This is a genomic window from Pseudomonas cichorii, assembly GCF_019719005.1.
Lineage (GTDB): Bacteria > Pseudomonadota > Gammaproteobacteria > Pseudomonadales > Pseudomonadaceae > Aquipseudomonas > Aquipseudomonas cichorii_E.
The window spans coordinates 29,796-55,176 of sequence record NZ_JAIGPJ010000024.1; the positions used below are offsets into that span (position 1 = coordinate 29,796).

The 25,381-nt window shown below is 58.5% G+C and carries 23 protein-coding genes and 1 pseudogene; 19 read left to right on the forward strand and 5 right to left on the reverse strand.

From position 1 onward, the window contains the following. A complete protein-coding gene (locus K5D32_RS17140; protein ID WP_221601183.1) occupies positions 1 to 714 on the forward strand; it encodes a peptidoglycan recognition family protein in 714 nt (237 codons plus the stop codon). Between the two features lie 410 nt (positions 715 to 1,124). Further along, the gene (locus tag K5D32_RS17145) at positions 1,125 to 1,817 is read left to right on the forward strand and encodes a hypothetical protein (RefSeq protein ID WP_221593550.1); all 693 of its coding nucleotides are present in this window, start codon (positions 1,125 to 1,127) and stop codon (positions 1,815 to 1,817) included. Between the two features lie 54 nt (positions 1,818 to 1,871). Here K5D32_RS17145 and K5D32_RS17150 read toward each other — a convergent pair whose 3' ends face one another. After that, positions 1,872 to 2,150 carry a polyhydroxyalkanoic acid system family protein gene (locus K5D32_RS17150; RefSeq protein ID WP_221577243.1) on the reverse strand — a complete coding sequence of 93 codons (279 nt, stop codon included), beginning with the start codon at positions 2,148 to 2,150 and terminating at the stop codon, positions 1,872 to 1,874. Positions 2,151 to 2,294: 144 nt separating this feature from the next. Here K5D32_RS17150 and ubiE point away from each other — a divergent pair, with 144 nt between their 5' ends. The 12 genes and pseudogenes from ubiE (at position 2,295) to K5D32_RS26325 (ending at position 12,513) form a co-directional block, all read left to right on the forward strand. Then, complete coding sequence (gene ubiE, locus K5D32_RS17155; RefSeq protein ID WP_198725276.1) at positions 2,295 to 3,065, forward strand: bifunctional demethylmenaquinone methyltransferase/2-methoxy-6-polyprenyl-1,4-benzoquinol methylase UbiE; 771 nt, start codon at positions 2,295 to 2,297, stop codon at positions 3,063 to 3,065. After that, positions 3,065 to 3,688 carry an SCP2 domain-containing protein gene (locus tag K5D32_RS17160; protein WP_221577244.1) on the forward strand — a complete coding sequence of 208 codons (624 nt, stop codon included), beginning with the start codon at positions 3,065 to 3,067 and terminating at the stop codon, positions 3,686 to 3,688. Before ubiE ends, K5D32_RS17160 begins: the two co-directional genes overlap by 1 nt. Beyond that, positions 3,685 to 5,304 (forward strand): ubiquinone biosynthesis regulatory protein kinase UbiB, encoded by a 1,620-nt coding sequence (gene ubiB, locus K5D32_RS17165; protein ID WP_221601185.1) that lies wholly within the window; start codon positions 3,685 to 3,687, stop codon positions 5,302 to 5,304. The genes K5D32_RS17160 and ubiB overlap by 4 nt, the downstream gene beginning before the upstream one ends. A 70-nt stretch (positions 5,305 to 5,374) precedes the next feature. Further along, entirely contained in the window at positions 5,375 to 5,767 is a 393-nt protein-coding gene (hisI, locus tag K5D32_RS17170; RefSeq protein WP_025262313.1) for a phosphoribosyl-AMP cyclohydrolase, read from the forward strand. A 2-nt stretch (positions 5,768 to 5,769) separates the two neighbouring features. Further along, positions 5,770 to 6,102, forward strand: a complete 333-nt coding sequence (locus tag K5D32_RS17175) for a phosphoribosyl-ATP diphosphatase (protein WP_025262314.1) — start codon at positions 5,770 to 5,772, stop codon at positions 6,100 to 6,102. 42 nt (positions 6,103 to 6,144) lie between these two features. Then, entirely contained in the window at positions 6,145 to 6,420 is a 276-nt protein-coding gene (locus K5D32_RS17180; protein WP_095068435.1) for a twin-arginine translocase TatA/TatE family subunit, read from the forward strand. 3 nt (positions 6,421 to 6,423) lie between these two features. Further along, entirely contained in the window at positions 6,424 to 6,858 is a 435-nt protein-coding gene (gene tatB / locus K5D32_RS17185; protein ID WP_221577247.1) for a Sec-independent protein translocase protein TatB, read from the forward strand. Beyond that, entirely contained in the window at positions 6,855 to 7,652 is a 798-nt protein-coding gene (gene tatC, locus K5D32_RS17190) for a twin-arginine translocase subunit TatC (protein ID WP_221577248.1), read from the forward strand. The genes tatB and tatC overlap by 4 nt, the downstream gene beginning before the upstream one ends. Further along, positions 7,649 to 8,356, forward strand: a complete 708-nt coding sequence (locus K5D32_RS17195) for a 16S rRNA (uracil(1498)-N(3))-methyltransferase (protein ID WP_221530322.1) — start codon at positions 7,649 to 7,651, stop codon at positions 8,354 to 8,356. The genes tatC and K5D32_RS17195 overlap by 4 nt, the downstream gene beginning before the upstream one ends. Positions 8,357 to 8,527: 171 nt before the next feature. Then, on the forward strand, positions 8,528 to 10,363 hold the full coding sequence (locus K5D32_RS17200) for a methyl-accepting chemotaxis protein (protein ID WP_374107920.1): 1,836 nt from the start codon (positions 8,528 to 8,530) through the stop codon (positions 10,361 to 10,363). Between the two features lie 332 nt (positions 10,364 to 10,695). Then, positions 10,696 to 11,652 (forward strand): annotated as a pseudogene (locus K5D32_RS26320) (methyl-accepting chemotaxis protein); the annotation flags it as partial. 144 nt (positions 11,653 to 11,796) lie between these two features. After that, positions 11,797 to 12,513: a methyl-accepting chemotaxis protein gene (locus K5D32_RS26325; RefSeq protein WP_409372877.1), complete on the forward strand. Its 717-nt coding sequence runs from the start codon at positions 11,797 to 11,799 to the stop codon at positions 12,511 to 12,513. Positions 12,514 to 12,592: 79 nt separating this feature from the next. Here K5D32_RS26325 and mdoH read toward each other — a convergent pair whose 3' ends face one another. The 4 genes from mdoH to pip form a co-directional block, all read right to left on the reverse strand. Then, positions 12,593 to 15,175, reverse strand: a complete 2,583-nt coding sequence (gene mdoH / locus K5D32_RS17210) for a glucans biosynthesis glucosyltransferase MdoH (protein WP_221593548.1) — start codon at positions 15,173 to 15,175, stop codon at positions 12,593 to 12,595. Continuing rightward, the gene (locus K5D32_RS17215; protein WP_221577251.1) at positions 15,168 to 17,099 is read right to left on the reverse strand and encodes a glucan biosynthesis protein G; all 1,932 of its coding nucleotides are present in this window, start codon (positions 17,097 to 17,099) and stop codon (positions 15,168 to 15,170) included. Before K5D32_RS17215 ends, mdoH begins: the two co-directional genes overlap by 8 nt. Positions 17,100 to 17,362: 263 nt before the next feature. Continuing rightward, entirely contained in the window at positions 17,363 to 17,800 is a 438-nt protein-coding gene (gene dtd / locus K5D32_RS17220) for a D-aminoacyl-tRNA deacylase (RefSeq protein ID WP_025262323.1), read from the reverse strand. Positions 17,801 to 17,887: 87 nt separating this feature from the next. After that, entirely contained in the window at positions 17,888 to 18,859 is a 972-nt protein-coding gene (pip, locus tag K5D32_RS17225; RefSeq protein WP_221601189.1) for a prolyl aminopeptidase, read from the reverse strand. A 277-nt stretch (positions 18,860 to 19,136) separates the two neighbouring features. On the opposite strand from pip, the gene K5D32_RS17230 reads away from it, so the two are divergent. The 5 genes from K5D32_RS17230 to bamE all read left to right on the forward strand — a co-directional run bounded on the left by K5D32_RS17230 (position 19,137) and on the right by bamE (position 25,381). Then, positions 19,137 to 21,587, forward strand: coding sequence for a glycogen/starch/alpha-glucan phosphorylase (locus K5D32_RS17230; RefSeq protein WP_221601191.1), 2,451 nt, complete (start codon positions 19,137 to 19,139; stop codon positions 21,585 to 21,587). Between the two features lie 236 nt (positions 21,588 to 21,823). Further along, positions 21,824 to 23,173 (forward strand): DUF3999 domain-containing protein, encoded by a 1,350-nt coding sequence (locus tag K5D32_RS17235; RefSeq protein WP_311775789.1) that lies wholly within the window; start codon positions 21,824 to 21,826, stop codon positions 23,171 to 23,173. Between the two features lie 146 nt (positions 23,174 to 23,319). Then, positions 23,320 to 24,330, forward strand: a complete 1,011-nt coding sequence (locus K5D32_RS17240) for a class 1 fructose-bisphosphatase (protein ID WP_025262327.1) — start codon at positions 23,320 to 23,322, stop codon at positions 24,328 to 24,330. 4 nt (positions 24,331 to 24,334) lie between these two features. Then, positions 24,335 to 24,937 carry a DUF924 family protein gene (locus K5D32_RS17245; RefSeq protein ID WP_221593546.1) on the forward strand — a complete coding sequence of 201 codons (603 nt, stop codon included), beginning with the start codon at positions 24,335 to 24,337 and terminating at the stop codon, positions 24,935 to 24,937. Between the two features lie 189 nt (positions 24,938 to 25,126). Further along, positions 25,127 to 25,381, forward strand: coding sequence for an outer membrane protein assembly factor BamE (gene bamE, locus K5D32_RS17250; RefSeq protein WP_025262329.1), 255 nt, complete (start codon positions 25,127 to 25,129; stop codon positions 25,379 to 25,381).

The following is a 25,381-nucleotide window of genomic DNA, read 5'->3' on the forward strand; positions in this document are numbered from 1 at the left end:
ATGGCCGAACAATTTACTACCGAAGCAAAAGCAACCGAACTGAAAGCCGGAGAACCCGCCCTTCCTACAACCATTACTGTCAACGATAGAGCTGCCACCAGAGAGGCAATACTCCGACTTGTCCGCAAAAAAGGTTGTGAATTTGTAGAACGCTCATTTTGGGGAGCACATAAAGCAAAAGGAGAGATGGTCAATGACTGGGACTACTCGATGATTGCGCTTCATCATGCTGGCAGAAGTGTGGGCTGTGGTGCTGGAGCAGAACAGATGCTTTCGATTCAGAATGCACACCAAGCCAAGTTCGCCGATATCGGCTATCACTATGGTATTGACTGCATGGGTAAAATCTTTGAAGGACGGGATATCCGATTCAAAGGTTCAAATGTGAATAACTACAATACAGGCGTCATAGGTATCGTCTTACTAGAGAATCTGACAACCGCCGATGAGGGTGGGGATATAGTTGCCCTCACCCGACAAACTCTTGAAGCCTTCACCGGCAACATGGATCAAAAAATTCCTGACGTTCAAATAGATGCTCTACTGAGCCTGATTCAAGCCCTGACCAGCGTTTTCAGGGTTACCACTTTGGGTGGACACCGTGAATTCCCTATGCAGGCAGGCGAAGGAAAAATCTGTCCTGGCAATATAGGAATGAAACTGGTAAACAACCTTCGCATTAAAACCAAACTATTACGACCGCCGTCCTCATGAAATCACTTATCATTATCTCCTTGATCACTCTTACCTCTTTTCTATACGTAGGCTTCTATGAAAAAATGGAAGATGCTTATCCGGAGAAGGTATTTTTCATAAAAAAACACCCAACACTTCAAATGCAATTCGAAAATATTTTCGCGTACGAGTCAGATGACAAAGTATTGAGTGAGTTAAGCGACACGGAACGGCAGCAGGTCATCCAATACTGTAAATACCGGCTAGGCGTGACCACAACCTTGAAAAACCAAAACGAGCTTGAAGAGTGCAAAAAAAGATAAGATTAATTCACTCGAAGCTCTACCACTCTATCGCAATGCAAGCGCCTGCATTAAGTGTTGTAAGTCCGTCAGTGGACTGTGGGAGGTAGCCTGATAGCATGGCACATGACAGAAGATTGAAGCCCAGTGAAAATAAATAATGCCATTCTGCTCGTTGCTCTCGTCCTGACCGGCTGCGGTGAAGAGCTGCAACCTGCAAAGCTGCCTGCTTCAGAGGATGTACTGGCTCAGTATCAAACAATCCACATAGGCCAGGAGAGGCTGAGTCTGCCGACCATTGCATTGCTCTCCTCCACGACCAACAGCAATTTGACTCTGCGCGACGGTACAGAGGTGCCTGTACGAAATGTGCTCTCGCAGAGCACCCATGGCTCCCGGGTTTCACAGCTCCAATTAGCGCTTGATGCTTATGGCCAGCTATACGATTACAACCTCGATACACATGCCTATGTTTCCAAAGCTTTTTGCGAAAGATTGTTAATGAATTGGGAAAGGAACCAATGCAAAACAGGGCTCTACGATGGGAAGACGGTATTCCTTCCTCGTCATATCAGCCTTGTTGAGCGCAGCTATCTTCTCGGCTCGACCGAACAACTATTTGCATTGGCTGGCAAGGGGCCAAGCGCCGGAGAATCAGCTCGAAGAATGCTCGCACAGGCACCCGAGCCACAGTTTACGTGCGTACCAACCCAACAACCCTTGTGCACAGCGATCATGCCCATTCGAAGCGATCTTGTTGCCGTCTGGGCCACAGGACGGAATTCCGTGGAAGAGGAACGGGAGAAAGTCAGATGGCTCTTGGAGAAGTATCTGAAGTAAGCGAACTCATTCGCGAAGGGCGCTTTTGCGGATGAATCCACTCTCTCCCGGCACTCAAGCCACCAGCGCCTTATCCAGCACCCGCTCCACTTCGGACTTGATCGAGCCGCTCATGGCCGACAGGATGAAGTTCAGTTCGATGCTGACCCGGATCAGCGCATCTTCAACTTCAACCTTGCCTTTGGCGCCCTTGCCTTCCAGCTTCACGGTGTCGCCAACCCATTCATGGGCCAGGCCATATTTTTCGGCCAGTTTCTCGACCAGTTGTTCAGCCCTCTCCCGCGCCTTGTCACGGCCCAGAGTGTGCGGGCGCTCAACAGTTATTTTCGCCATTGGAGAGTTCCTTTTCAGTCGGTTGAATCGCGGCGCAACTATAACAGCCGCTCGTGCCGAAGAAAGCCTTGAGGGTGAGCCTTGTCAAGACAAAGCCAGCCCTGGCGATTAGAATGACCGGCATTCTATTCCGGCGGCAGCGATATGAACGATCAGCGCAAAGGTAGCGATACCGAACCCACCACTCATTTCGGCTACAAAAACGTACCGGAAAGCCAGAAGGCCGAGAAAGTCGCTGAGGTTTTCCACTCCGTAGCGGCCAAGTACGACTTGATGAACGACCTGCTGTCTGGCGGCATGCACCGGCTCTGGAAGCGTTTCGCCATTGAGCTTTCCGGTGTCCGTACGGGCAATCGGGTGCTGGATATCGCAGGCGGCACGGGCGACCTGACCCGCAAGTTCTCGAATCTGGTCGGCCCTACCGGCCATGTGGTTCTGGCAGACATCAACGCTTCGATGCTCAAGGTAGGCCGTGATCGCCTGCTGGACCTGGGCGTCGCGGGTAACGTCGAGTTCGTCCAGGCAGACGCTGAAAAGCTGCCGTTCCCCGACAACCATTTCGATTGCGTGACCATCGCTTTCGGCCTGCGCAACGTGACGCACAAGGAAGATGCCCTGCGCTCCATGCTGCGCGTGCTCAAGCCCGGCGGTCGCCTGTTGGTGCTGGAGTTCTCCAAGCCGACCAACAAGCTGATGTCCAAAGCCTATGACGCCTACTCGTTCGCGTTCATGCCGTTCATGGGCAAGCTGGTCACCAACGACTCGGAAAGCTATCGCTATCTGGCAGAGTCGATCCGCATGCACCCGGATCAGGAAACCCTGAAGTCGATGATGGTAGACGCCGGTTTTGACCGGGTGACCTACCACAACATGACATCCGGCATCGTCGCCCTGCACCGCGGTATCAAGCCCTGATGCTGCTCCGGGGTCTGCTCGCCAGCGTCGAGCACGGCATCAATCGCGTGCTGCGCCTGGACAGCACGGCTGCGCCGCGTCTTGCCGCACTGACAGGCAAGATCATCGCCATCGATTGCCGTGACCCGGCCTTGCAACTGTTCATCCTGCCCAGTGACGAAGGCCTGCTGCTGGCCGCTGACTGGGCAGCCGATGCCGACTGCATCCTGCGCGCCCCGGCCGCCAGCCTGTTGCGTCTGGCGTTGAGCCAGGACAAGACCGCCGTGCTGCATGGCCCCGAAGTCGAGCTGGACGGTGACAGCGCGGTATTGCTGGAACTGGTCGGCATCCTGCAAGACCTGGAGCTGGACTGGGAGCACGAACTCTCCCGCTGGCTCGGCCCGGTCGGCAGCCAGTTGCTCAGCGGCCACGTGCGCAGTCGTGCCCGCTGGACCCGTGACAACTTTGCCAGCCTCGGTCAGAACGTGGCCGACTACCTGAGTGAGGAATCGCGTACTCTGGTGGGCAAGCACGAGGCCGAAGCCCGTTTTGCCGAACTCGATCAGATCAAAATGGATCTGGAACGTCTTGAGGCGCGCTTTGCACGTCTCGCCCAATCCCTCAATTCCAGCGATAACGCATGAAGCTGCTTGCCGTCCGCCGTCTGTTTCGTATCAACCGCGTCGTGATCCGCTATCGCCTCGATGACCTGCTCTTCGCTCTTCCGCTGCCGTGGTGGATGCTGGCCGTACGCTTTGTGCTGCCGTGGCGCTGGTTGCCGCGCAAGGCCTCGGACCTGAACCGTGGCGCGCGCCTGCGTCTGGCGCTCCAGGATCTCGGGCCGATTTTCATCAAGTTCGGCCAGTTGCTTTCGACCCGACGCGACTTGCTGCCCGAAGACATTGCCGACGAGTTGATGCTGCTGCAGGACCGCGTCCCGCCGTTCGACCAGCAACTGGCCGTGAATCTGATCGAAGAGCAACTGGGTGCAAAAATCAGTGAGGTCTTCAGCCGCTTCGACGTGACGCCTCTGGCCTCGGCCTCCGTGGCGCAGGTTCATGCCGCACGCCTCAAGAGCGGCGAAGAAGTGGTGGTCAAGGTCGTGCGCCCGGGCCTCAAGCCCATCATCGGCCAGGATCTGGCCTGGCTGTTCATCCTGGCTCGTACCGCCGAGCGGCTGTCTGCCGATGCACGGCTGCTGCATCCGGTGCAGGTGGTCAGCGACTACGAAAAAACCATCTACGACGAACTGGACCTGCTGCGCGAAGCCGCCAACTCCAGCCAGTTGCGCCGCAACTTCGAAGGCTCAGACCTGCTGTATGTGCCCCAGGTCTACTGGGACTGGTGCCGCCCGAAAGTGCTGGTCATGGAGCGTATCTACGGCGTTCAGGTCACCGATCTGGCGACTCTGGCCGATCAGCGTACCGACATGAAACTGCTGGCCGAGCGCGGCGTGGAGATCTTTTTCACCCAGGTGTTCCGTGACAGCTTCTTCCATGCCGACATGCATCCGGGCAATATTTTCGTCAGCACGGTCAATCCGTGGCGCCCGCAGTACATCGCCATCGACTGCGGGATCGTCGGCAGCCTGACGCCACAGGATCAGGATTATCTGGCCCGCAACCTGTTTGCCTTCTTCAAGCGCGATTATCGCCGCGTGGCGCAATTGCACATCGACTCAGGCTGGGTGCCCGCCGAAACCAAGCTCAACGAGTTCGAGGCCGCGATTCGTACCGTTTGCGAGCCGATTTTCGAGAAGCCGCTCAAGGATATTTCCTTCGGTCAGGTGCTGATGCGCCTGTTCCAGACCGCGCGCCGCTTCAATATGGAAGTCCAGCCGCAACTGGTGCTGCTGCAAAAGACCCTGCTCAACATCGAAGGTCTGGGTCGTCAGCTCTATCCGGACCTGGATCTGTGGACCACCGCGCAACCCTTCCTGGAGCGCTGGATGCGTGAGCGGGTCAGCCCCAAGACCCTGGTTCAGAACCTGCAGACCCAGGTCGAACAGTTACCGCATATTGCAGGCATGACCCGCGACCTGCTGGAGCGCCTGTCACGGCCCCATGCAAACGACCCACCGCCGCCACGATTCGGCTCCAGCGATGGCTGGGCCTTGCGCCTGCTGGGCGCGGCGCTGCTGAGTGGCGGCGCGGTGCAGGTCTGGGCGTTGAGCGCAGCCGGCCTGCCACTGTTGACGCTGACGGCATGGCCGGTTGGAATCATGCTGGTGGCCGGGCTGTATCTGATCGTTCGCCGATAGCCAGCGACGCATGTGACTGGCACACTGTTCAACCCGCCGGGATTATTGAAGCCCGGCTGCCGGAGTAGTTATGAAAGACTGGCTGGACGAGATTAAGTGGAACAGCGACGGTCTGGTGCCTGCAATCGCTCAGGATCACAAGACCGGTCGTGTATTGATGATGGCCTGGATGAACCGCGAATCCCTGAGCCTGACTGCAAAAGAGAACCGTGCAATATATTGGTCGCGTTCGCGTGGCAAACTCTGGCGCAAGGGAGAGGAATCCGGCCACGTTCAGCAATTGCATGAGCTGCGCCTGGATTGCGACGCCGACGTCATCATCCTGATGGTCGAGCAGATCGGCGGCATTGCCTGCCATACCGGACGCGAAAGCTGCTTCTACCGGGTTTATGAAAACTCGGGCTGGAAGACGGTCGACGCGGTGCTCAAAGACCCGGATGCCATTTATCACGCAGGACACTGAACATGACTGATACCTTGTCCCGTCTGGCCCAGGTGCTGGAATCGCGCAAGGATGCCGCTGCCGACAGCTCGTATGTCGCCAGTCTGTACCACAAGGGTTTGAACAAGATTCTGGAAAAGATCGGTGAAGAATCGGTCGAAACCATCATTGCTGCCAAGGATGCCGCCATCAGCGGTGACTGCAGCGATGTCATCTACGAAACCGCTGACCTCTGGTTTCACAGCATGGTGATGCTGGCGGCACTCGGTCAGCATCCACAGGCTGTGCTCGATGAGCTGGACCGCCGTTTCGGGTTGTCCGGACACGCAGAAAAAGCGGCACGCACAGCGGATTAACTACCTGTCTTTCAGGTTCGAATTTTCTACGAGGAATGCTTCATGGGTATTTTTGACTGGAAACACTGGGTCGTCATCCTGATCGTGGTCGTGCTGGTTTTCGGCACCAAGAAACTCAAGGGGCTGGGTAGCGATATCGGCGAATCGATCAAGGGCTTTCGCAAGGCCATGAACGATGACGAGAAACCTGCCGAGCAGCCGGGCGCACAGCCACAGCAGGCTCAGGCCGCACCTCAGTCCTCGCCGCTGAACCAGCCGCACACCATCGACGGGCAGGCGCATAAAGTCGAAGAGCCGACCCGCAAAGACCAGGTGTAAGCCATGTTCGGTATCAGCTTCTCTGAACTGCTGCTCGTGGGTCTGGTGGCCTTGCTGGTGCTGGGTCCCGAGCGTCTGCCGGGCGCAGCGCGCACCGCCGGCCTGTGGATAGGCCGGTTGAAGCGCAGCTTCAATGCGATCAAACAGGAAGTTGAACGTGAAATCGGTGCCGACGAGATTCGTCGGCAACTGCACAATGAGCACATCCTGTCTCTGGAAGAAGAGGCGAGAAAAATCTTCTCGCCCCACTCCGAGCCAGAACCTGCCGCAGAGCCGCAGAACGAACCGCAAGCAGCACCCGCCCAGGAAATCGGTCCGGCAGAACCGGCACCCAAGAGCCAGCTGTCTCTGGAAAAACGTCCAAAGCAGGCGGCCCCCACAGTACCGGCCACGCCACCTTCCGCCCACGATTCGTCACTGCCCCCACGAGCCCCATGAGCGATATCCCGGAAAACGATCAGCAAATGCCGCTGGTCTCGCACCTCACAGAATTGCGTACACGCCTGCTGCGTTGTGTTGCGGCGGTGTTCCTGATTTTTGCCGGTCTGTTCTACTTCACTCAGAAGATCTACACGCTGGTTTCGGCTCCGCTACGGGTCTACCTGCCTGAAGGCGCGACAATGATCGCCACGGACGTGGCCTCGCCGTTCATCACGCCGTTCAAGCTGACCATGATGGTGGCGCTGTTCCTGTCCATGCCGGTCATCCTGCACCAGATATGGGGCTTTATCGCGCCTGGCCTGTACAAACACGAGAAGCGTGTTGCGGTCCCGTTGCTGGTATCAAGCATCATCCTGTTCTATGCAGGCATGGCGTTCGCCTACTTTCTGGTCTTCCCGCTGATATTCCACTTCTTCGCCAGCGTGACGCCTGAAGGCGTGTCGATGATGACTGACATCGCCAGTTATCTGGACTTCGTCATGACGCTGTTCTTCGCCTTCGGTGTCGCCTTCGAGATTCCGGTAGCCGTGGTGCTGCTGGTCTGGATCGGCATCGTCGACGTGAAGTACCTGAAAAAGATTCGTCCCTACGTGATCATCGGCTGCTTCGTGGTCGGCATGATTCTCACGCCTCCGGACATCTTCTCCCAGACCCTGCTCGCCGTGCCCATGTGGCTGCTGTTCGAACTGGGCATCCTGTGCAGTTCGATGATCAAGAAGCGTGGCGAGCATCCGGACGACCAGCCCGACGACGCTGACAAGCAAGACCAGCCGCCCGCGACACAGTCGTGAACCTGCTGCTACTTGAAGAGGCCGACTTCATTGCGGCCGACAGGGTTGTCCTGCGCGATCGACGCCTCAGGCACATGCAAGAGGTGCATCGCGCAGAAGTCGGCGACAGCCTGCGCGTAGGCCGCCTCAACGGCTTGCTGGGCACCGCCGAACTGCTTCGCCTCGAAAGCCACGAAGCAGAGCTGCGCATCAGCCTGGACACCGCACCTCCCGCCAAACTGCCCTTGACGCTGCTGCTGGCCCTGCCCAGGCCCAAGATGCTGCGCCGGGTATTCCAGACGGTTGCGACCATGGGTGTGCCGAAAGTCATCCTGCTCAACAGCTACAGGGTGGAGAAAAGCTTCTGGCAGACACCGTTTCTGGAGCCCGAAGCCATTCGTGAACAGTTGATTCTGGGGCTGGAACAGGCCCGCGACAGCGTGCTGCCCGAGATCATCATCGAAAAGCGCTTCAAACCGTTCGTCGAAGACCGACTGCCACAACTGGCTGAAAATACGCTGGGACTCGTGGGTCATCCAGGCGACTTTCCCGCCTGCCCACGTGCCGTGGAGCAACAGGTCACACTGGCAATCGGCCCCGAAGGTGGCTGGATTCCCTATGAAATCGACCTGCTGCGCAAATCCGGCCTGCAACCGGTACAACTGGGTGACCGGATACTGAGAGTCGAAACCGCCGTGACAGCCCTGCTGGCCCGTCTATTCTGAGCCTTTCTTTTATCGGTTCCCTGACTACAGTTTTGTAATTGGGAGCCGATGTAGAAGCGAATCTATAAAAATAGATATTGAGGAGTTGTCATGTATCGCTGGTTCGCTCGAAGTCTCGCCAATGCGAGTGTAAGTTTGAAATTGGCGATCGGCTTCGGCCTGGTCCTGATATTGACCCTGATGATCACGGCGACAGCCTGGCTCAGCACACAAGGCCTTATCTCTCGCGGGGACAGGGTTGCTGCAATCAGCGATATCAACGTACTGACACTTGAGTTGCGCATCAATCGCATGCGTTACGAAACACTGTACAACGCCGAAACAGCCAGCGCTGTCGTGGCAAATCTGGACAAGCTCGATGCCGCACTCAAGGCAGCCAGAGCCTTGCTCCGCTCCCCTGAGAATATCAAGCGACTGGACTCCCAGATCCAGAGCGCCAACGAGTATCGCCAGGCCTTCGGAGAAATGACCAAGGCTATCGAGACCCGCGAAGGCACTCGCAGCCTGATGGGCGACAATGCCGACAAGGCCGTTGCCGAAGTCGGCAAGATCGAAGCCGAACTCTTGAAAGCCGACAACATTCTGGCCTTCAACAATATTGTTGGTGCCAGTAAACAGATCCAGCAGGCTCGTTTTCAAGTGCGCGGCTACACCTACAGTGGCCGTGCCGAGTTCGAGAAAAACGCCAATGCGGCCATTGATGAAGCAATGACCGGCATCAATACCCTGGCAGGCGATATTTCCTCGTCTTACCTGCCCATGCTGCAACAAGCCATTGCCGGCCTGAAAGGTTATCGTGCCGCTGTTGGTCAATACCGCGATGCGCAGGCCGCCAGTAAGGTAGCACTGGAAAAAATGACGGCGCTGGGCACCAAGCTGCTGGCCGTCAACGATGAAATGATCGATGCACAGACCGCCAGCCGCGATGCCGAAAGCGCACAGTCGGTCATGATGATTTCCATCGCAACAGCCCTGGCACTGGTCTTTGGCATTCTGGCGGCCTGGGTCATCACTCGCCAGATCACCGTACCGCTGCAAAAGACACTCGACGTGGTAGAACGTGTTGCCTCCGGTGACCTGAGCCAGAATCTGGTCATTGACCGCGGTGACGAACTGGGCAGGCTGCAAGGCAGTATCCAGCGCATGACGGTTTCCCTTCGCGAGCTGGTTGGCGGTATCCGCGACGGCGTGACCCAGATCGCCAGCGCTGCCGAAGAATTGTCCGCAGTGACCGAGCAGACCAGCGCCGGAGTCAACAGCCAGAAGGTCGAGACCGATCAGGTCGCCACTGCCATGCACGAAATGACGGCAACGGTGCAGGAAGTTGCCCGTAACGCCGAAGAAGCTTCCGAAGCGGCCGTAGCAGCCGACCAGCAGGCCCGTGAGGGTGAGCGCGTGGTGAAAGAAGCGATTTCCCAGATCGAGCGCCTGGCCTCGGCGGTCGGCAACTCCACCGAAGCCATGGGCGCGCTCAAGCTGGAAAGCGACAAGATTGGCAGTGTTCTGGACGTAATCAAGTCGGTGGCCGAGCAGACCAACCTGCTGGCCCTCAACGCTGCCATCGAAGCGGCACGCGCCGGTGAAGCCGGTCGCGGGTTTGCGGTAGTCGCGGACGAAGTACGCAGCCTCGCGCAGCGTACCCAGAAGTCCACTGAGGAAATCGAAGCACTGATCGCCAGCCTGCAGAACGGCACTCAGCAAGCCTCGAGCATCATGGACAGCAGCCGCGATCTGACCGCCAGCAGCGTGGACCTGACTCGCCGCGCCGGCACGTCGCTGGAAAACATTACCCAGACCGTGTCTGCAATCCAGTCCATGAACCAGCAGATTGCCGCAGCGGCCGAGCAGCAAAGCGCCACCGCCGAAGAGATCAACCGCAGCGTGCTCAACGTTCGCGACGTCTCCGAGCAGACCTCCGCAGCCAGCGAAGAAACCGCCGCTTCCAGTGTCGAACTGGCGCGCCTGGGCAATCACCTTCAGGTGCTGGTGGGTCGCTTCAAAATCTGACGCGAGCAGGAAGCGGTGCATGTCACCGCTTCCTTGTTCGACAGGTCACGCCCCTCAACGTGACCGGTTTCACCCGAAAGTCCTCCTCGGAAATTTCCTACGACCTCTTCAGGTCCAGCGACACCTCTCTCCTGCCGATGCGCTCATGACGCATGCCCTGCAACCTTCAGGGCCTGCTTTTGCTCGCTGATCGCAGGAGAAGCCCGATGTTTAGATGGATCAATCACTCGCTCGACAACATGAGCGTCAAACTCAAACTGTCCCTGGGCTTCGGCCTGGTTCTATTGCTGACTCTGGCTATTACGCTGACCGGCTGGCATGGCCTGGACACCATGATCGAGCGCTCCGAGTCGCTGTCCTCGATCGGCCAGCTCAGCAATCTGACCAAAGACCTGCGCGCCGAGCGCATTATTTTCCGCGAGGAAAATACTCAGGAAAACGCCAACCGGGTGGTAGAACGGCTCAATGAGCTTGAGGCTCAACTGGCGACGCTGCGCCGGGAAACCGATGATGCCAAAAGTATCGCGCTGCTTACCGAGCAGAGCCAGATCGTCAGCCGCATGGAAAAGACCTTTGCCGACCTGGGGCTTGATCGCAAGGCACGCGACCAGTCGCGTATCGAGCTGGACCAGCAATCGGAACAGGCGGTGAAAGCCGTCGCACAGGTCGAAAGTGAAGTGCTCAAGGCTGTGAGCCAGGAGCAGGACAACAGCGAACGGCTGGATGAATTCACCAATATTTCCCAGCTCAAACAGCAGATCCAGATTGCCCGCTATCAGGTCCAGGCCTACACCTTTACCAACAAGGAAGCCGACGAATCGGCCGCTATCGCCGCCATCGACGAAGCACTCAAGGAAGTGCAGCAGATTGCCCGGGAGCAGGCCGACGAGAATATCCAGGGCCTCATACCCGCCAGCGAGACGTTACAGCGTTATCGCGAGCAACTGACCCGCTTCAAGGACATTCAGGTCAAGGTCGAGGTCCTTCAGGAAAACATGGAAGACCTGGGCGACAAGATGCTGGACCTGGTTGCCCGGCTGATCAGCCTGCAAAGCACCCAGCGCGATGTGGAGGCTGCTGGCTCGCGAACCCTGTTGACCGGTGTCGCCGGGCTGGCATTGCTCATCGGGCTATTGGCCGCCTGGGTCATGACGCAACAGATCACGCTTCCTTTGCAGCAGACGCTGGTCGCAGCCGGGCGCATTGCCAAAGGCAATCTGAGCAAGGATCTGGATATCCGGCGTCAGGATGAAATGGGCCAGCTTCAAGACAGCATGCAGGCCATGACCCTGAGCCTGCGCACTCTGGTGAGCGGTATTGGCGATGGCGTTACCCAGATTGCCAGCGCCGCCGAACAACTCTCGGCAGTAACGGAGCAGACCTGTGTCGGGGTCAACAGCCAGAAAGACGAAACCGATCAAGTCGCCACCGCCATGAATCAGATGACGGCGACGGTGCAGGAAATCGCCCGCAATGCACAAGAAGCCTCTCAGGCGGCGGTCAATGCCGATCAGCAGGCCCGGGACGGCGACAAGGTGGTCAGCCAGGCCATCACTCAGATCGAGCAACTGGCCAGCGAAGTCGCCAACTCCACCCAGGCCATGAATCGGCTCAAGCTGGAAAGCGGCAAGATTGTCGGGGTGCTCGATGTGATCAAGTCCGTCTCCCAGCAGACCAACCTGCTGGCTCTCAATGCGGCCATCGAAGCGGCACGTGCCGGTGAAGCCGGGCGCGGGTTTGCGGTGGTTGCTGACGAGGTACGAGGCCTGGCGCAACGCACCCAGGAATCCACTGAGGAAATCGAGGAACTGATCGCAGCATTGCAGAGCGGCACCCAGCAAGTCGCCACGACTCTGGACAGCAGTCGCAGCCTGACCGACAGCAGCGTGGAACTGAGTCGTCGTGCGGGATGTGCGCTGGAGCAGATAACCCGCACGGTGGCCACCATTCAGGACATGAACCAGCAGATAGCGACCGCCAGCGAGGAACAGAGCAACGTGGCCGAGCAGATCAACAGCAATGTGCTCAAGGTCCGGGATATTTCGGAACAGACCGCTGCTGCGAGCGATGAGACGGCAGCCTCAAGCATTGAGCTGGCCCGATTGGGCACTCATCTGAGGGAGTTGGTGGGGAAATTTCGGGTTAATTGAGAGCTTCGCGAATGAATTCGCTCCTACGGGGATTTGCAAAACCGTAGCAGCGAATTCATTCGCGAAAGGACGGTGAGGCTTACGCCAACACCGGCTCCGCATCCTGCTTGACCGGCTGAAGCGGCAGCAGAGGTGCATGTGGATCGGCTTCGATGGAAGCACGCCATGCGGCCAGCCACTCAGGATGACCGGCACTCCAGACCTGCTCGTGCAGACGGCCCAAGGCAACCGGGTCGCTCAACAGCATCAGGCGCTCATGATTGCTGAGTTTCTCAGGCCCGACCTTGAGTGCATGCTCGACGCGCTCATGACGAACTGTCTCGACAGGCTGAGCCAGACGGTGACGGGAAGTCGCCAGCGCGCACGCCAGGGCGTTCTGCTGAGGATCGACCACCGCACGGATGAAGCCTTCCTTCAGTGCATGCCAGCGGTTCTCGTGGGTGTACTGATCGGTGGAGATCAGTTCCTGAGGCGTGTCGTACTCTTCCGGGATCAGGAAGAAGCTTTCGTCACGCGCCTTGAGACCCAGCTTGGTACGGCTGGAAATCACCGAGACCGGAATCGACAGCATCAGGGAGACCACGATTGGCGCAAGCCACCACAGGAAGCTCGGGTTCAGCCAGGCCACCAGCAAGGCCCAGCAGGCACCCAGCAAGGTTTGCGGACCATGGCGTTTGACCGCCTCGATCCATGGCGTGGAGTCGTCGTCGCGCTGCGGAGAGTTCCAGGTCGCGGCCCAGCCCAGGAAAGCAGCCAATACGAAACGGGTGTGGAACAGCATGCGAACCGGAGCCAGCAGCACCGAGAACAGCATTTCCAGCAGCATCGAAACCGTGACCTTGAACTTGCCGCCAAATGCCTTGGCGCCCTTGGCCCAGATCAGAATGACGCTGAGCAGCTTGGGCAGGAACAACAGGACAATGGTGGTCGAGAACAGTGCAACGGCTTTTTCCGGGTGCCATTGTGGCCACAGCGGATACAACTGACGCGGTTCAAGGAAGTAGGTCGGCTCCATCAGCGTATTCACGGCCAGCAAGGCGGTGGACAACACCAGGAAGAAGAACCATAACGGCGCCGACAGATAGGACATCACGCCTGTCAGGAACACCGCACGGTGAACCGGGTGCATGCCCTTGACCAGAAACAGCCTGAAGTTCATCAGGTTGCCGTGGCACCAGCGGCGGTCACGCTTGAGTTCGTCCAGCAGGTTGGGCGGCAACTCTTCGTAACTGCCCGGCAGGTCGTAGGCAATCCACACGCCCCAGCCGGCACGGCGCATCAGCGCAGCTTCAACGAAGTCGTGGGACAGAATCGCACCGGCAAACGCGCCCTTGCCCGGCAACGGCGCCAGGGCGCAGTGCTCGATGAAGGGTTTCATGCGGATGATCGCGTTGTGACCCCAGTAATGGGATTCACCCAGTTGCCAGAAGTGCAGACCGGCCGTGAACAGCGGACCATAGACGCGGGTTGCGAACTGCTGCATGCGGGCATACAGCGTGTCCATGCCCGAGGCACGTGGCGCAGTCTGGATGATACCGGCGTCTGGAGTGGCCTCCATCAGGCGTACCAGACTGGTCAGGCATTCGCCGCTCATCACACTGTCGGCGTCGAGCACGACCATGTAGCGGTAATCGCCACCCCAGCGACGGCAGAAGTCATCGAGGTTACCGCTCTTGCGTTTGACGCGACGGCGACGACGACGATAGAAGATCTTGCCGAAACCACCGGTTTCACGGCACACGTCCAGCCAGGCTTGCTGCTCGGCTACGGCGATGTCGGTGTCATTGGTATCGCTGAGCACGAAGAAGTCGAAACGGTCCAGATCGCCCGTTGCGGCAACCGACTCGAAGGTCGCACGCAGACCGGCAAATACCCGTGGCACGTCTTCGTTGCAGATCGGCATGACCAGTGCGGTACGCGCACCGGCTTCGATCGGCTCGTTACCGGCGCTGGCACCGGAAATGCGGTACTTGTCGCGACCGGTGAGCAGTTCGAGAAAGCCCATCAGTGCGGTCCAGAAACCGGCCGAAACCCAGCAGAACAGGATGCCGAACAGCAACAGGATGCTGGTCTGCAAGGCGTATGGAAGCACCTGCCATGCGGTTTGCACGAAGGTCTGGCGAGTGATTTCGTCCAGCGAAACCAGCGACCAGCCCTGATACGGCAGGATGCCTTTCATGTACCAGCCAGCCACGATGGTCTGGCCAAGCATCAACACCAGCAGGATGTAACGACGAATCGAACCGACCGTGCGCCAGCGCGCCTTGGGCAGATCACGGGGCAAATCGCTGTGATCGGGCTTGGGCGGGTTGGTCTTGCCGGTCAGACGACGCCAGCCACGCACCAGAATGTTGGTGCGCCATGGCTCCGGAACAACCTTGGTACGACGGATCGGTGGCGTAGCCTTCAGACGAATGCGACCGCTGGCATCGACGTCGAGCAGTTCGGCGTCCTGCAGTTCGTCAGCCGTGGACAGCGTCAGGCGACGGCCGACGGACGCCTGGGCGACCTCGGCCTTGTCGCTTACCGGCTGGGCGGAAAGACGTTCGTGCAATTCAGCGAACGACTTGCAGCTGGCAAGTTCTGCCCGCTGCTCGTCACTCATCGGCAGGTGCGCCAGGTACTCGTTCAGAGACTCTGGCACGGATAGAGAATTACTCATCGCTTGGCAACTGGTAGCTCCAGGTCTCGGTCATGACTTGCAGCGTCTTGGCCGGCTCCGGATGGGTGGGTGCGGCCTCGGCTTCAGGCTGCTTGATCTCTTTACCTTCAGCATCCTTGGCCACGTCGGCTTTCGCTACGTCAGGCTTGTCAGCTTTGGCTGCATCGGCCTTCGGTGCTTCAGCTTTCTTGGCGGGATCGGCCTTGGCTACGTCGGCCTTGGCGGCTTCAGGCTTGGCATCGCCAGCCTTGGTCGCATCGGCTTTGGCTACAGCAGCATCAGCCTTGGCAACTTCCTTGGCGGTTGCAGTTTTTGCAGCCTCTTTGGATGCTGACTTCTTGTCATCTTTGTCAGCGACAAGCACCGCAGGTTCCTTGCCAGGCTCGGCAGGAATTTCACGCAGCAGGTAGGCGCGCATCTCGGTCGGCTTGTTGCGGTCCTTGACCTTGACTCGCAGGGTCAGGCGATAGCCCTTGGTGACCGGGTTGTAACGCAGGTTGTTCTCGACCAGCTCGACGTTGTCATCGGTGGTGACCTGGCTGCGGATGGTCTTGTCTTCAGGCAAGGCGGCCAGAACCGGACCGACGAAGTCGACCAGGAATGCCAGGCTGCCGTCCGGCTGACGAACCAGGTTGGACTGCCTTACGTCACCGATTGAGCGCTGGGTCTGCTTGACCCAACCCAGATCAGGCGAGTGAATGGCGTTTTCCTGCATGGTCCAGTGCAGACGGTAGTTGAACTCCATCGGCTCGCCTGGAGCAGCCAGGGTGTCGGGCTTCCAGAATGCAACGATGTTGTCGTTGGTTTCGTCGGCAGTCGGGATCTCGACCAGATCGACAGTACCTTTGCCCCAGTCGCCTTTAGGCTCGATCCAGGCGCTTGGACGCTTGTCGTAGCGGTCGTCGAGGTCTTCGTACTGGCTGAAATCACGACCACGTTGCAACAGACCGAAGCCACGCGGGTTCTCGACCGAGAAGCTGCTGACGGCCAGGTGTTTCGGGTTGTTAAGAGGACGCCATACCCACTCGCCATTGGCTGCCTGGATCGACAGGCCGCTGGAGTCGTGCAGTTCACGACGATAGTTAGGCACACGCGAAGGCTGGTTGGCACCGAACAGGAACATGCTGGTCAGTGGAGCCACGCCCAGTTTGGTGACGTTTTCACGCAGGTACATGCGCGACTTCACGTCCACCAGAGTGTTGGTACCAGGACGCAGGGTCAACTGGTAGGCACCGGTGGCACGCGGCGAATCGAGCAGTGCGAAGATCACCAGATGGTTGTCATCCGGGCCCGGCTTCTCGATCCAGAACTCTTTGAAACGAGGAAACTCTTCGCCAGACGGCAAGGCGGTATCGATCGCCATGCCACGAGCGGACAGGCCGTAGACCTGACCCTTGCCAATCACGCGGAAGTAGCTCGCGCCCAGCATGGTCATGATCTCGTCCTGCTTGTCATCCTTGTTGATCGGATACAGGACGCGGAAGCCCGCATAGCCAAGCCTTTCAGTGGCTTTAGGGTCGATCTTGATGTCGCCGAAATCGAAACGGTTCGCGTCGTACTTGATCTCTTCGACGGTGGTGGCCGTGACTTCGTTGATCTTGACTGGCGTGTCGAAGTGCATGCCCTGGTGATAGAACGACAGCTTGAACGGCGTCTTGTCAGTCGCCCACTCAGCCTTGTCTTCACGGAAGCGGATCTTCTGGTAGTCCGCGAACTTCATTTCGCGCAACTCGGTAGGCAGATTGCTTTTTGGAGCCTCGAACTTCTGCCCGGCCATTTCTTTGGCCTTTGCCGCTACATCATCAAGGTTGAATGCCCACAGTTGGCCTGAACCCAGCAGGCAGACAAGAGCCGAGCTTGCCAAAAGCGCACTACGCAACCGTTTGACAGGTGTCTTTGGAGCATCACAGGGACTAACAATCACGAGCAACCCTCGCCGAAAACAGATGAAGAAACCAACGGCCAGCTATCAGATGCCGGGTTGGCGAGCATTGTTCCGACTCCGAATGGGCTTAATGATTCCCCAATCAATGTCAGAACCCGCTTCTGAATACGCAATGGACCAACTATCGTCGGTCCCCGTAGCGCGCGATTATCCAGTAGCACGCGTAACAACGCATCATGTATGACAAAGATTTTCTTGCACGCAGGGCTAATAAATCCGCGGCGGGCAGAGATTTCATCTTGTCAGGTATCAAACAAAAATGTCACAGGGCCATCATTCACGAGATGAACCTGCATGTCCGCACCAAATTGGCCCGCTGCAACCACCGGATGCGCGATCCTGGCCTGTGACAATAAATAGTCGAACAACTGCGCACCCAAGGCCGGAGGCGCTGCTTTTGAAAAGCCCGCGCGCATGCCGCTCTTGGTATCCGCCGCCAGCGTGAACTGCGAAACCAGCAGCAGGCCACCTCCGACATCACGCAATGACAGATTCATCTTGCCGTCGTCATCGCTGAACACCCGATAGTTGAGCAGCTTATGCAGCAACTTATCGGCACTGGCCTGTGTGTCTTGAGGCTCTACCCCCACAAGAACCAGAAGCCCCTGGTCCACAGCACCGACAACTTCTCCAGCCACTTCCACACGCGCACTTCGCACGCGCTGTAACAAGCCTTTCATAAATAGGAAATCCCGTCTTGCAGGCTGTGTGGGAGCGAATTCATTCGCGAAAACAGCGTCGCGGATGAATCCGCTCCCACAGGGGGGTTACGCTTCTTCAGGTGGCAGATCAAGCAGGCGACGGGCGACCTGCGACGCCGCACGGACCAGCGCATCGGTGATACCGGGTTCGGAAGCGGCATGCCCGGCTTCGCGAATCACCTGCAACTCACTGTTTGGCCATGCCTGATGCAGTTCCCAGGCATTATCCAGCGGGCAGATTACATCGTAGCGGCCATGCACGATGATGCCAGGCAGATGCGCGATCCTGGGCATGTCGCGAATCAGCTGGTTCTCTTCCAGAAAGGCATTATTGATGAAGTAATGAGATTCGATGCGCGCAATGGACAGGGCGCGCTGTGGTTCGGCAAAGCGGTCGACGACCTGCGGGTTGGGCCGCAGGGTCGCGGTGCGGCCTTCCCACGTGGACCACGCTTTGGCGGCATGCATCTGGGCAATCTGATCGGGACCGGTCAGGCGCTTGTGGAAGGCCGCCAGCAGGTTATCGCGCTCATCCAGCGGAATCGGCGCCACGTAATCCTGCCAGTAATCCGGGAACAGGCGGCTGGCACCGGACTGGTAGAACCATTCGATTTCCTGGGCACGGCACAGGAAAATGCCACGCAGGATCAGGGCATGCACGCGATCAGGATGGGTCTGGGCATAGGCCAGCGCCAGGGTCGAGCCCCAGGAACCGCCAAACAGTACCCACTTTTCGATACCCAGATGTTCGCGAATACGCTCCAGGTCTTCTACCAGATGCCAGGTGGTGTTGTTTTCAAGACTGGCATGGGGGGTGGAACGGCCGCAGCCGCGCTGATCGAACGTGACGATACGGTAAAGATTGGGATCGAAATAACGGCGACTTTGCGCATCGCATCCCGCACCCGGCCCGCCATGGATGAACACCACAGGCAACCCTTCGGGCGACCCGCTTTCATCGACATAGAGCACATGCGGCTGTTCCACAGCCAGATCGTGCCGGGCGTAGGGTTTGATCTGCGGGTACAAAGTCTGCATACATGCTCCATAAGTCCAGTTCAGAGGCGTCTATTATTCTGCCGTTGGGCATCATAAACCCGAAACGAGGAATGAGCATGCTGCACATTGCACATCCAGGTGGAACGATCAATGCAAGCGTTTTGCCAATTGCTCGGGTTCGCGAACCAGAGCATTGCAAGCGAGTCGAAACGCTAGCGACTTGCTCGGTTATTTAAATTTTTTCAGGAAATAACTGACGACACGCCTACAGTCAAAGAACCCACTTTCACTCGTCTGACTACTTGAGGTCGTACCGATGTCTCAGGAACCACTTGTTCGTGACGCAGATGTGGCCGCTTTCCGCGCCGCTGTTCTTGCCAAACTCACCTATGCAGTGGGCAAGGACCCTGACCATGCGTTTGAGCATGACTGGTTTGAAGCTGTAGCTCTGGCTGCCCGTGACCACATGGTCGAGCACTGGATGGACCACACGCGACAGATTTATCGCAAGGTCCAGAAACGCGTCTATTACCTGTCCCTCGAATTTCTGATCGGGCGGCTTCTGTACGACAGCCTGAGCAACCTCGGCCTGCTGGAAATCGCCCGCGAAGCGATGACCGAACTGGGCGTGGACATCGAGCGTATCCGCTTGCTGGAGCCGGACGCGGCACTGGGCAATGGTGGCCTGGGCCGTCTGGCGGCCTGCTTCATGGAAAGCATGTCGACGCTGGGCATTGCCGGTCACGGTTATGGCATTCGTTACGAGCACGGCCTGTTCCGTCAGGCGATAGTCGACGGCTGGCAACAGGAGCAGACAGAGCACTGGCTGGACTTCGGCAACCCGTGGGAGTTCGAGCGTCCCGAAGTAGTCTATTCAATCGGTTTCAGCGGCAGCGTCGATACGGTGCTCAATGAAGCGGGCGAGCCGCGTCAGGTCTGGCGTCCAGCGGAAACCGTGCGCGCCATTGCCTACGACACGCCCGTAGTCGGCTGGCGCGGCAAAAGCGTCAACACCCTGCGCCTGTGGCGTGCCCGCGCACTGGATGATCTGCATCTGGAGCGTTTCAACGCCGGCGACCACTTCGGTGCGGTCGCCGAAGTCGTGCGGGCCGAAAGTATTTCCCGCGTCCTCTACCCCAATGATGCAACGGAGGCTGGCCAGGAACTGCGCCTGCGCCAGGAATACTTCTTTGTCTCGGCGTCCTTGCAAGACCTGCTGCGTCGCCACCTGAACATGCACGCGACCCTGATGGATCTGCCCGAGCACGCGGCCATCCAGATGAACGACACCCACCCCTCGATTGCCGTGGCCGAGCTGATGCGACAGCTGATCGACACCCACGGAATCGCCTGGGATGCGGCCTGGAAAATTACCGTGGGCACGCTGAGCTACACCAACCACACCTTGCTGCCCGAAGCGCTGGAAACCTGGTCGGTGGGCCTGATGGAACGCATGCTGCCGCGCCACATGCAGATCATCTACCTGATCAACGCCCAGCACATCGACACCCTGCGCGCCAAAGGTGTACACGACTTCGACATCCTGCGGGCCGTCTCGCTGATCGAAGAAGACAATGGCCGCCGGGTACGCATGGGCAACCTGGCGTTCCTCGGGTCCCACAGCATCAACGGCGTTTCCGCGCTGCACACCCAGTTGATGCGCAAGACCGTGTTCGCCGAGCTGCACAAGATTTATCCAGAGCGGATCAATAACAAGACCAACGGCATCACCTTCCGCCGCTGGCTGTACCAGGCCAACCCGAAGCTGACCGAAATGCTGGTGGAAGCCTTGGGCGAAGACGTCCTGGACAATGCAGAGACACGCCTGATCGAACTGGAACCGTTCGCGGAAAAAAGCTCCTTCCGCAAACAGATGGCCGACCAGCGCCTGCACAGTAAACGCGCACTGGCAGCCATCATTCATGAAAGACTGGGGATCGTAGTCAATCCTGCCGCGATGTTCGATGTGCAGGTCAAGCGTATCCACGAGTACAAGCGCCAGTTGCTGAACCTGTTCCACACCGTCGCGCTGTATCAGGCAATCCGCGCTGAACCCGGTACCGACTGGGTGCCAAGGGTGAAGATCTTCGCGGGCAAGGCCGCGGCCAGTTATCACTCGGCCAAGCTGATCATCAAGCTCGCCAACGACATCGCCCGCACAGTCAACAACGATCCGACCGTGCGTGGCCTGCTCAAAGTGGTGTTCATGCCCAACTACAACGTCAGCCTGGCCGAAAGCATCATTCCGGCAGCCGACCTTTCCGAGCAGATTTCCACTGCCGGCCTGGAAGCTTCAGGCACCAGCAACATGAAATTCGGCCTCAACGGCGCACTGACCATCGGCACGCTGGACGGCGCCAACGTGGAGATGAGCGAGCAGATCGGCCTTGAACATATGTTCATCTTCGGCATGACGTCGCAGGAGGTAGATGCCCGCAAGCAGGCTGGCGACTTCAGCGCTTACGCCGATGTGGCCGCATCCGGCCGCCTCAATGATGTGCTGCAGGCGATTCGCGGCGGTGTGTTCTCTCCGGACGATCCGAACCGCTATGCGGGCCTGATCGATCAGTTGCTGGCCTACGATCGCTTCCTGGTCTGCGCCGACTTCGACTCGTACTGGGCCGCCCAGGCCAAGGTCGAGGAACGCTGGCACGACTCCAAGCAATGGTGGCGCTCGGCAGTTCTCAACACGGCGCGCATGGGCTGGTTCTCGTCAGACCGAACCATCCGCGAGTACGCCGGAGAAATCTGGAAAGCCCTGGAGTAATACCCACAACCCCCGCAGGAGCGACTTCAGTCGCGAATGAATTCGCTCCTGCGCAACTTTTGCTCCTGACGCACTTCCTTTTGCTCACAGGTATTGGCATATCGCTATCAGTGGTGGGATATTTCACACACTACCGCTGAAACATTCCGATCAAAAATCGGCGCGAAAACAGGTCGGGACTCTGAAAAAGAGCCTGCCCAACCCTGAGGAAAACGTTCGTGAGTCGTCCGCTCGTCATCAAAATCGCTGTGCTCGGCGCAGCCCTGTGCGCAGCGATGACTGTCAACGCCCTGGAAAAACCGGCGGACTTCACCAGCCAGACGCCTTTGACCCTCATCGGCCAAGGCCCGCTGTATCGCATCGAACTGCCTCTGGCACTGCAACTGAACGCCCGCCAGGCCAATCTGAACGATCTTCGTGTATTCGATGCCGATGGCCAGGCTCAAGCCCTTGCGCTTGTACGCAAACAGGAATCCCACGAAGAAAACCCTGCACCCACAGCCGTGAAGTGGTTCCCGCTGTACACCACTGCCGAAGCGGGTGATGCCGTGCCGGTTATCCGCAGCAAACGCTCGAGCGACGGAGCCCTCATCGATGTACAGCCGCAGAGCGACATCGAAGCGGGTGAAGAGATACTGCGCGGCTGGCTGCTGGACACCAGCGCGATCAAGGCTCCCCTTGAACAACTGCTGATCGACTGGAGCTCCGAGCGCGAAGGCTTCCAGCACTTCAGCATCGAGGCCAGCGATGACCTCCAGCACTGGCAGGCCTGGGGCGAAGGACAAGTGGCACGCCTGACGTTCTCCGATGAAATGGTCGAGCAGCGAGAGGTCGGTCTGCCCGGTCAGAACGCCCGCTACCTGCGCCTGCTATGGCGCTCACCGCAAAACGCGCCAACCCTGATTTCAGCTCACGTACTGAGCGCAAGCCCCGATAGCCCGCCGACTACTCTGAGCTGGTCGCCACCGATTGCCGGTGTCGTCGAACAGCCCAATGAGTTTGTCTGGCAGTTGCCGGTCGACCTGCCGGTGGAGCGGGTGAAAATCGATATCAGTCAGGACAACAGCCTGGCACCCGGTACGCTCTATGGCCGAATTGATGGCCGTCAGGAATGGCAGATCATCAGCAGCGGCCTGCTGTATCGCCTGACCCAGAACAATGGCGAGATCGTGCAGGATCAGTTGCAGCTCTCGGGGCAGAGCGTGCGGCAATTGAAACTGGTCGTCGATGATCGCGGCGGCGGTCTGGGCGCACAGGCTCCAGGGCTGAGCGTTGCCGTGCCTGCGACTCAGGTGGTGTTCCGGGCCAGCGGCAACGGGCCGTTTACCCTCGCCATCGGCCATGCTGCAGCACCGGCAGTCGAACTGCCGCTGACGACACTGATACCCGGCTTCGATCCGCAGAAACTGACGGCGCTGGGCAAGGCCAGACCGGCCAAGGCGCCTGCTGCCAGCGCAGCGGTTGCTGCACCGCCAGCCGCTGAAAACATGGATTACAAGCGTATGGGCCTGTGGGCCGTGCTGATACTGGGCACGCTATGCCTGAGCTGGATCGGTCTGAGTGCCCTGCGCGCCTCAAAACATTGACCCGTCACGGCTTCGAATTGCGGTTTTGCAGCTACGCTGAGCAAGCGTATGAACTCAATTCGCCATAAGCCAGTCTGATAGCAGTATTACGCCGCCACTCGCGCTAAACTGCGCGGGTTTTTTATCCCCCATTTTCGGAGCTATCCATGTCCCGCGTTACACTGAGTCGCTTTTTGATTGAGCAGACCCGCAGCAACAATACTCCTGCCGATCTGCGCTTCCTGATCGAAGTAGTGGCGCGAGCATGCAAGGAAATCAGCCATGCCGTTTCCAAAGGCGCACTGGGCGGCGTCCTCGGCAGCATGGGTACCGAGAACGTACAGGGCGAAGTGCAGAAAAAGCTCGACGTGATCTCCAACGAAATCCTGCTTGAAGCCAACGAATGGGGCGGTCACCTGGCCGGCATGGCGTCCGAAGAAATGGACAACGCCTACCAGATCCCGGGCAAATACCCGAAAGGCGCTTACCTGCTGGTATTCGACCCGCTGGACGGCTCCTCGAATATCGACATCAACGCCCCGGTCGGCACGATCTTCTCGGTTCTGCGCTGCCCTAGCGAATACCTGAGCCAGAACGAAGCCTTGAACGAAAAGGCCTTCCTGCAACCGGGCACCGAGCAGGTCGCAGCCGGTTATGCCATCTACGGCCCGCAGACCATGCTGGTCCTGACCTTGGGCGACGGGGTGAAAGGCTTCACTCTGGACCGTGAAATGGGCAGCTTCGTGCTGACCCACGAAGACCTCAAGATCCCGACATCCACTCAGGAATTCGCGGTCAACATGTCTAACCAGCGTCACTGGGAAGCTCCGGTACAGCGCTACGTCGAAGAGTTGCTGGCTGGCGAAGAAGGCCCGCTGAAAAAGAACTACAACATGCGCTGGGTTGCCGCGATGGTTGCCGACGTGCATCGCATCCTGACCCGTGGCGGTCTGTTCATGTATCCACGCGACAGCCGCGAGCCTTCCAAGCCGGGCAAACTGCGCCTGATGTACGAAGCCAACCCGATGTCCTTCCTGGTCGAACAGGCAGGCGGCGCATCCACCGATGGCCATCAGCGCATCCTCGACATCCAGCCTGAAGGCCTGCACCAGCGTGTAGCCGTTTTCCTGGGTTCCAAAGAGGAAGTCGAGCGCGCCACGGCGTACCACAAGGAATAAGACCATGTCCGCTCCCTGGCTACCTCTGCTGCAATGGTGGTTCGGCTCTGCCGAATCCGCCAGCGAAGTGGTGAAGGCCAGGGAGAAATTGTGGTTCGGCAAGAGTCGGACCACTGACACCGAAGCCCGTGAGCGCTTCGGTGGGCTGGTCGAACAGGCGCTGACTGGCGGCCTCAAGGAATGGGCAGAAAACCCCAAGGGCTGGCTGGCACTGGTCCTGCTGCTTGATCAGTTGCCCCGCATGATCCATCGCGACACACCCAAGGCATTCGCCGGCGATGAACGCGCTCAGGCTCTGGTGCAACATGGCCTGAAACTGGGTCGGGATCAGCATCTGGAACCCCTTGAACGTACCTTCATCTATCTGGTGCTGGAGCACAGCGAAAACCTGGACGTGCAGAACCAGGCCATCACCTGCTTTGGCAAACTGCTTCCTCTGCTGCCTGCCACCGACCGCGATTACTTCAATCAGAGCCTTGATTACGCTGAGCGTCATCAGAAAATCATCGCCCGCTTCGGCCGCTTCCCCCATCGCAACGACATTCTCGGCCGTGCCTCGACCGATGAAGAGATCGAGTTTCTGAAGACGCCCGGCTCAAGCTTTTAGGCGCTTCGCCAATCAATGCGCTCTGGCTCGCCGGAAATCATCCGTCGTCCGCGCATCACCTGCCAGCAGGGATTTACGGGTCAAGGGAACCAGATCCCGGTTTTATCTTCTAAGCTTTCGGCATTGCGCCAGCCAGGTTCATAGACCTGCTGCTGCGACGCAGCCTCCTTCCGTTCAGGAGCTTCATCCATGTCTTTGCGCTCTCTCGCGTTACTGTCGTTTTGCGTGCTGCTGACTGCCTGCAGCAAGATCACTCAAGAGAATTACTCCAAGCTTTCCGCTGGCATGCCCAAGGCCCAGGTCGAAAGCCTGCTGGGCAGCCCGACGGAATGTTCCGGCGCACTGGGGATGTCCAGTTGCACCTGGGGCGACCAGAAAACCTTTATCAGCGTGCAATATGCTGGCGACAAAGTGCTCATTTTCTCGGGCCAAGGTCTGAAATAA

What these genes read in the sequence shown, in the direction of transcription:
- K5D32_RS17175 (WP_025262314.1), top strand. Translation starts at nt 5,770, where the DNA reads ATGACTGATACCTTGTCCCGTCTGGCCCAGGTGCTGGAATCGCGCAAG.
- tatB (WP_221577247.1), top strand. Translation starts at nt 6,424, where the DNA reads ATGTTCGGTATCAGCTTCTCTGAACTGCTGCTCGTGGGTCTGGTGGCC.
- K5D32_RS17230 (WP_221601191.1), top strand. Translation starts at nt 19,137, where the DNA reads ATGTCTCAGGAACCACTTGTTCGTGACGCAGATGTGGCCGCTTTCCGC.
- K5D32_RS17160 (WP_221577244.1), top strand. Translation starts at nt 3,065, where the DNA reads ATGCTGCTCCGGGGTCTGCTCGCCAGCGTCGAGCACGGCATCAATCGC.
- bamE (WP_025262329.1), top strand. Translation starts at nt 25,127, where the DNA reads ATGTCTTTGCGCTCTCTCGCGTTACTGTCGTTTTGCGTGCTGCTGACT.
- mdoH (WP_221593548.1), bottom strand. Translation starts at nt 15,175, where the DNA reads ATGAGTAATTCTCTATCCGTGCCAGAGTCTCTGAACGAGTACCTGGCG.
- hisI (WP_025262313.1), top strand. Translation starts at nt 5,375, where the DNA reads ATGAAAGACTGGCTGGACGAGATTAAGTGGAACAGCGACGGTCTGGTG.
- ubiB (WP_221601185.1), top strand. Translation starts at nt 3,685, where the DNA reads ATGAAGCTGCTTGCCGTCCGCCGTCTGTTTCGTATCAACCGCGTCGTG.
- K5D32_RS17150 (WP_221577243.1), bottom strand. Translation starts at nt 2,150, where the DNA reads ATGGCGAAAATAACTGTTGAGCGCCCGCACACTCTGGGCCGTGACAAG.
- pip (WP_221601189.1), bottom strand. Translation starts at nt 18,859, where the DNA reads ATGCAGACTTTGTACCCGCAGATCAAACCCTACGCCCGGCACGATCTG.
- K5D32_RS17140 (WP_221601183.1), top strand. Translation starts at nt 1, where the DNA reads ATGGCCGAACAATTTACTACCGAAGCAAAAGCAACCGAACTGAAAGCC.
- K5D32_RS17180 (WP_095068435.1), top strand. Translation starts at nt 6,145, where the DNA reads ATGGGTATTTTTGACTGGAAACACTGGGTCGTCATCCTGATCGTGGTC.
- tatC (WP_221577248.1), top strand. Translation starts at nt 6,855, where the DNA reads ATGAGCGATATCCCGGAAAACGATCAGCAAATGCCGCTGGTCTCGCAC.
- dtd (WP_025262323.1), bottom strand. Translation starts at nt 17,800, where the DNA reads ATGAAAGGCTTGTTACAGCGCGTGCGAAGTGCGCGTGTGGAAGTGGCT.
- ubiE (WP_198725276.1), top strand. Translation starts at nt 2,295, where the DNA reads ATGAACGATCAGCGCAAAGGTAGCGATACCGAACCCACCACTCATTTC.
- K5D32_RS17240 (WP_025262327.1), top strand. Translation starts at nt 23,320, where the DNA reads ATGTCCCGCGTTACACTGAGTCGCTTTTTGATTGAGCAGACCCGCAGC.
- K5D32_RS26325 (WP_409372877.1), top strand. Translation starts at nt 11,797, where the DNA reads ATGAATCAGATGACGGCGACGGTGCAGGAAATCGCCCGCAATGCACAA.
- K5D32_RS17245 (WP_221593546.1), top strand. Translation starts at nt 24,335, where the DNA reads ATGTCCGCTCCCTGGCTACCTCTGCTGCAATGGTGGTTCGGCTCTGCC.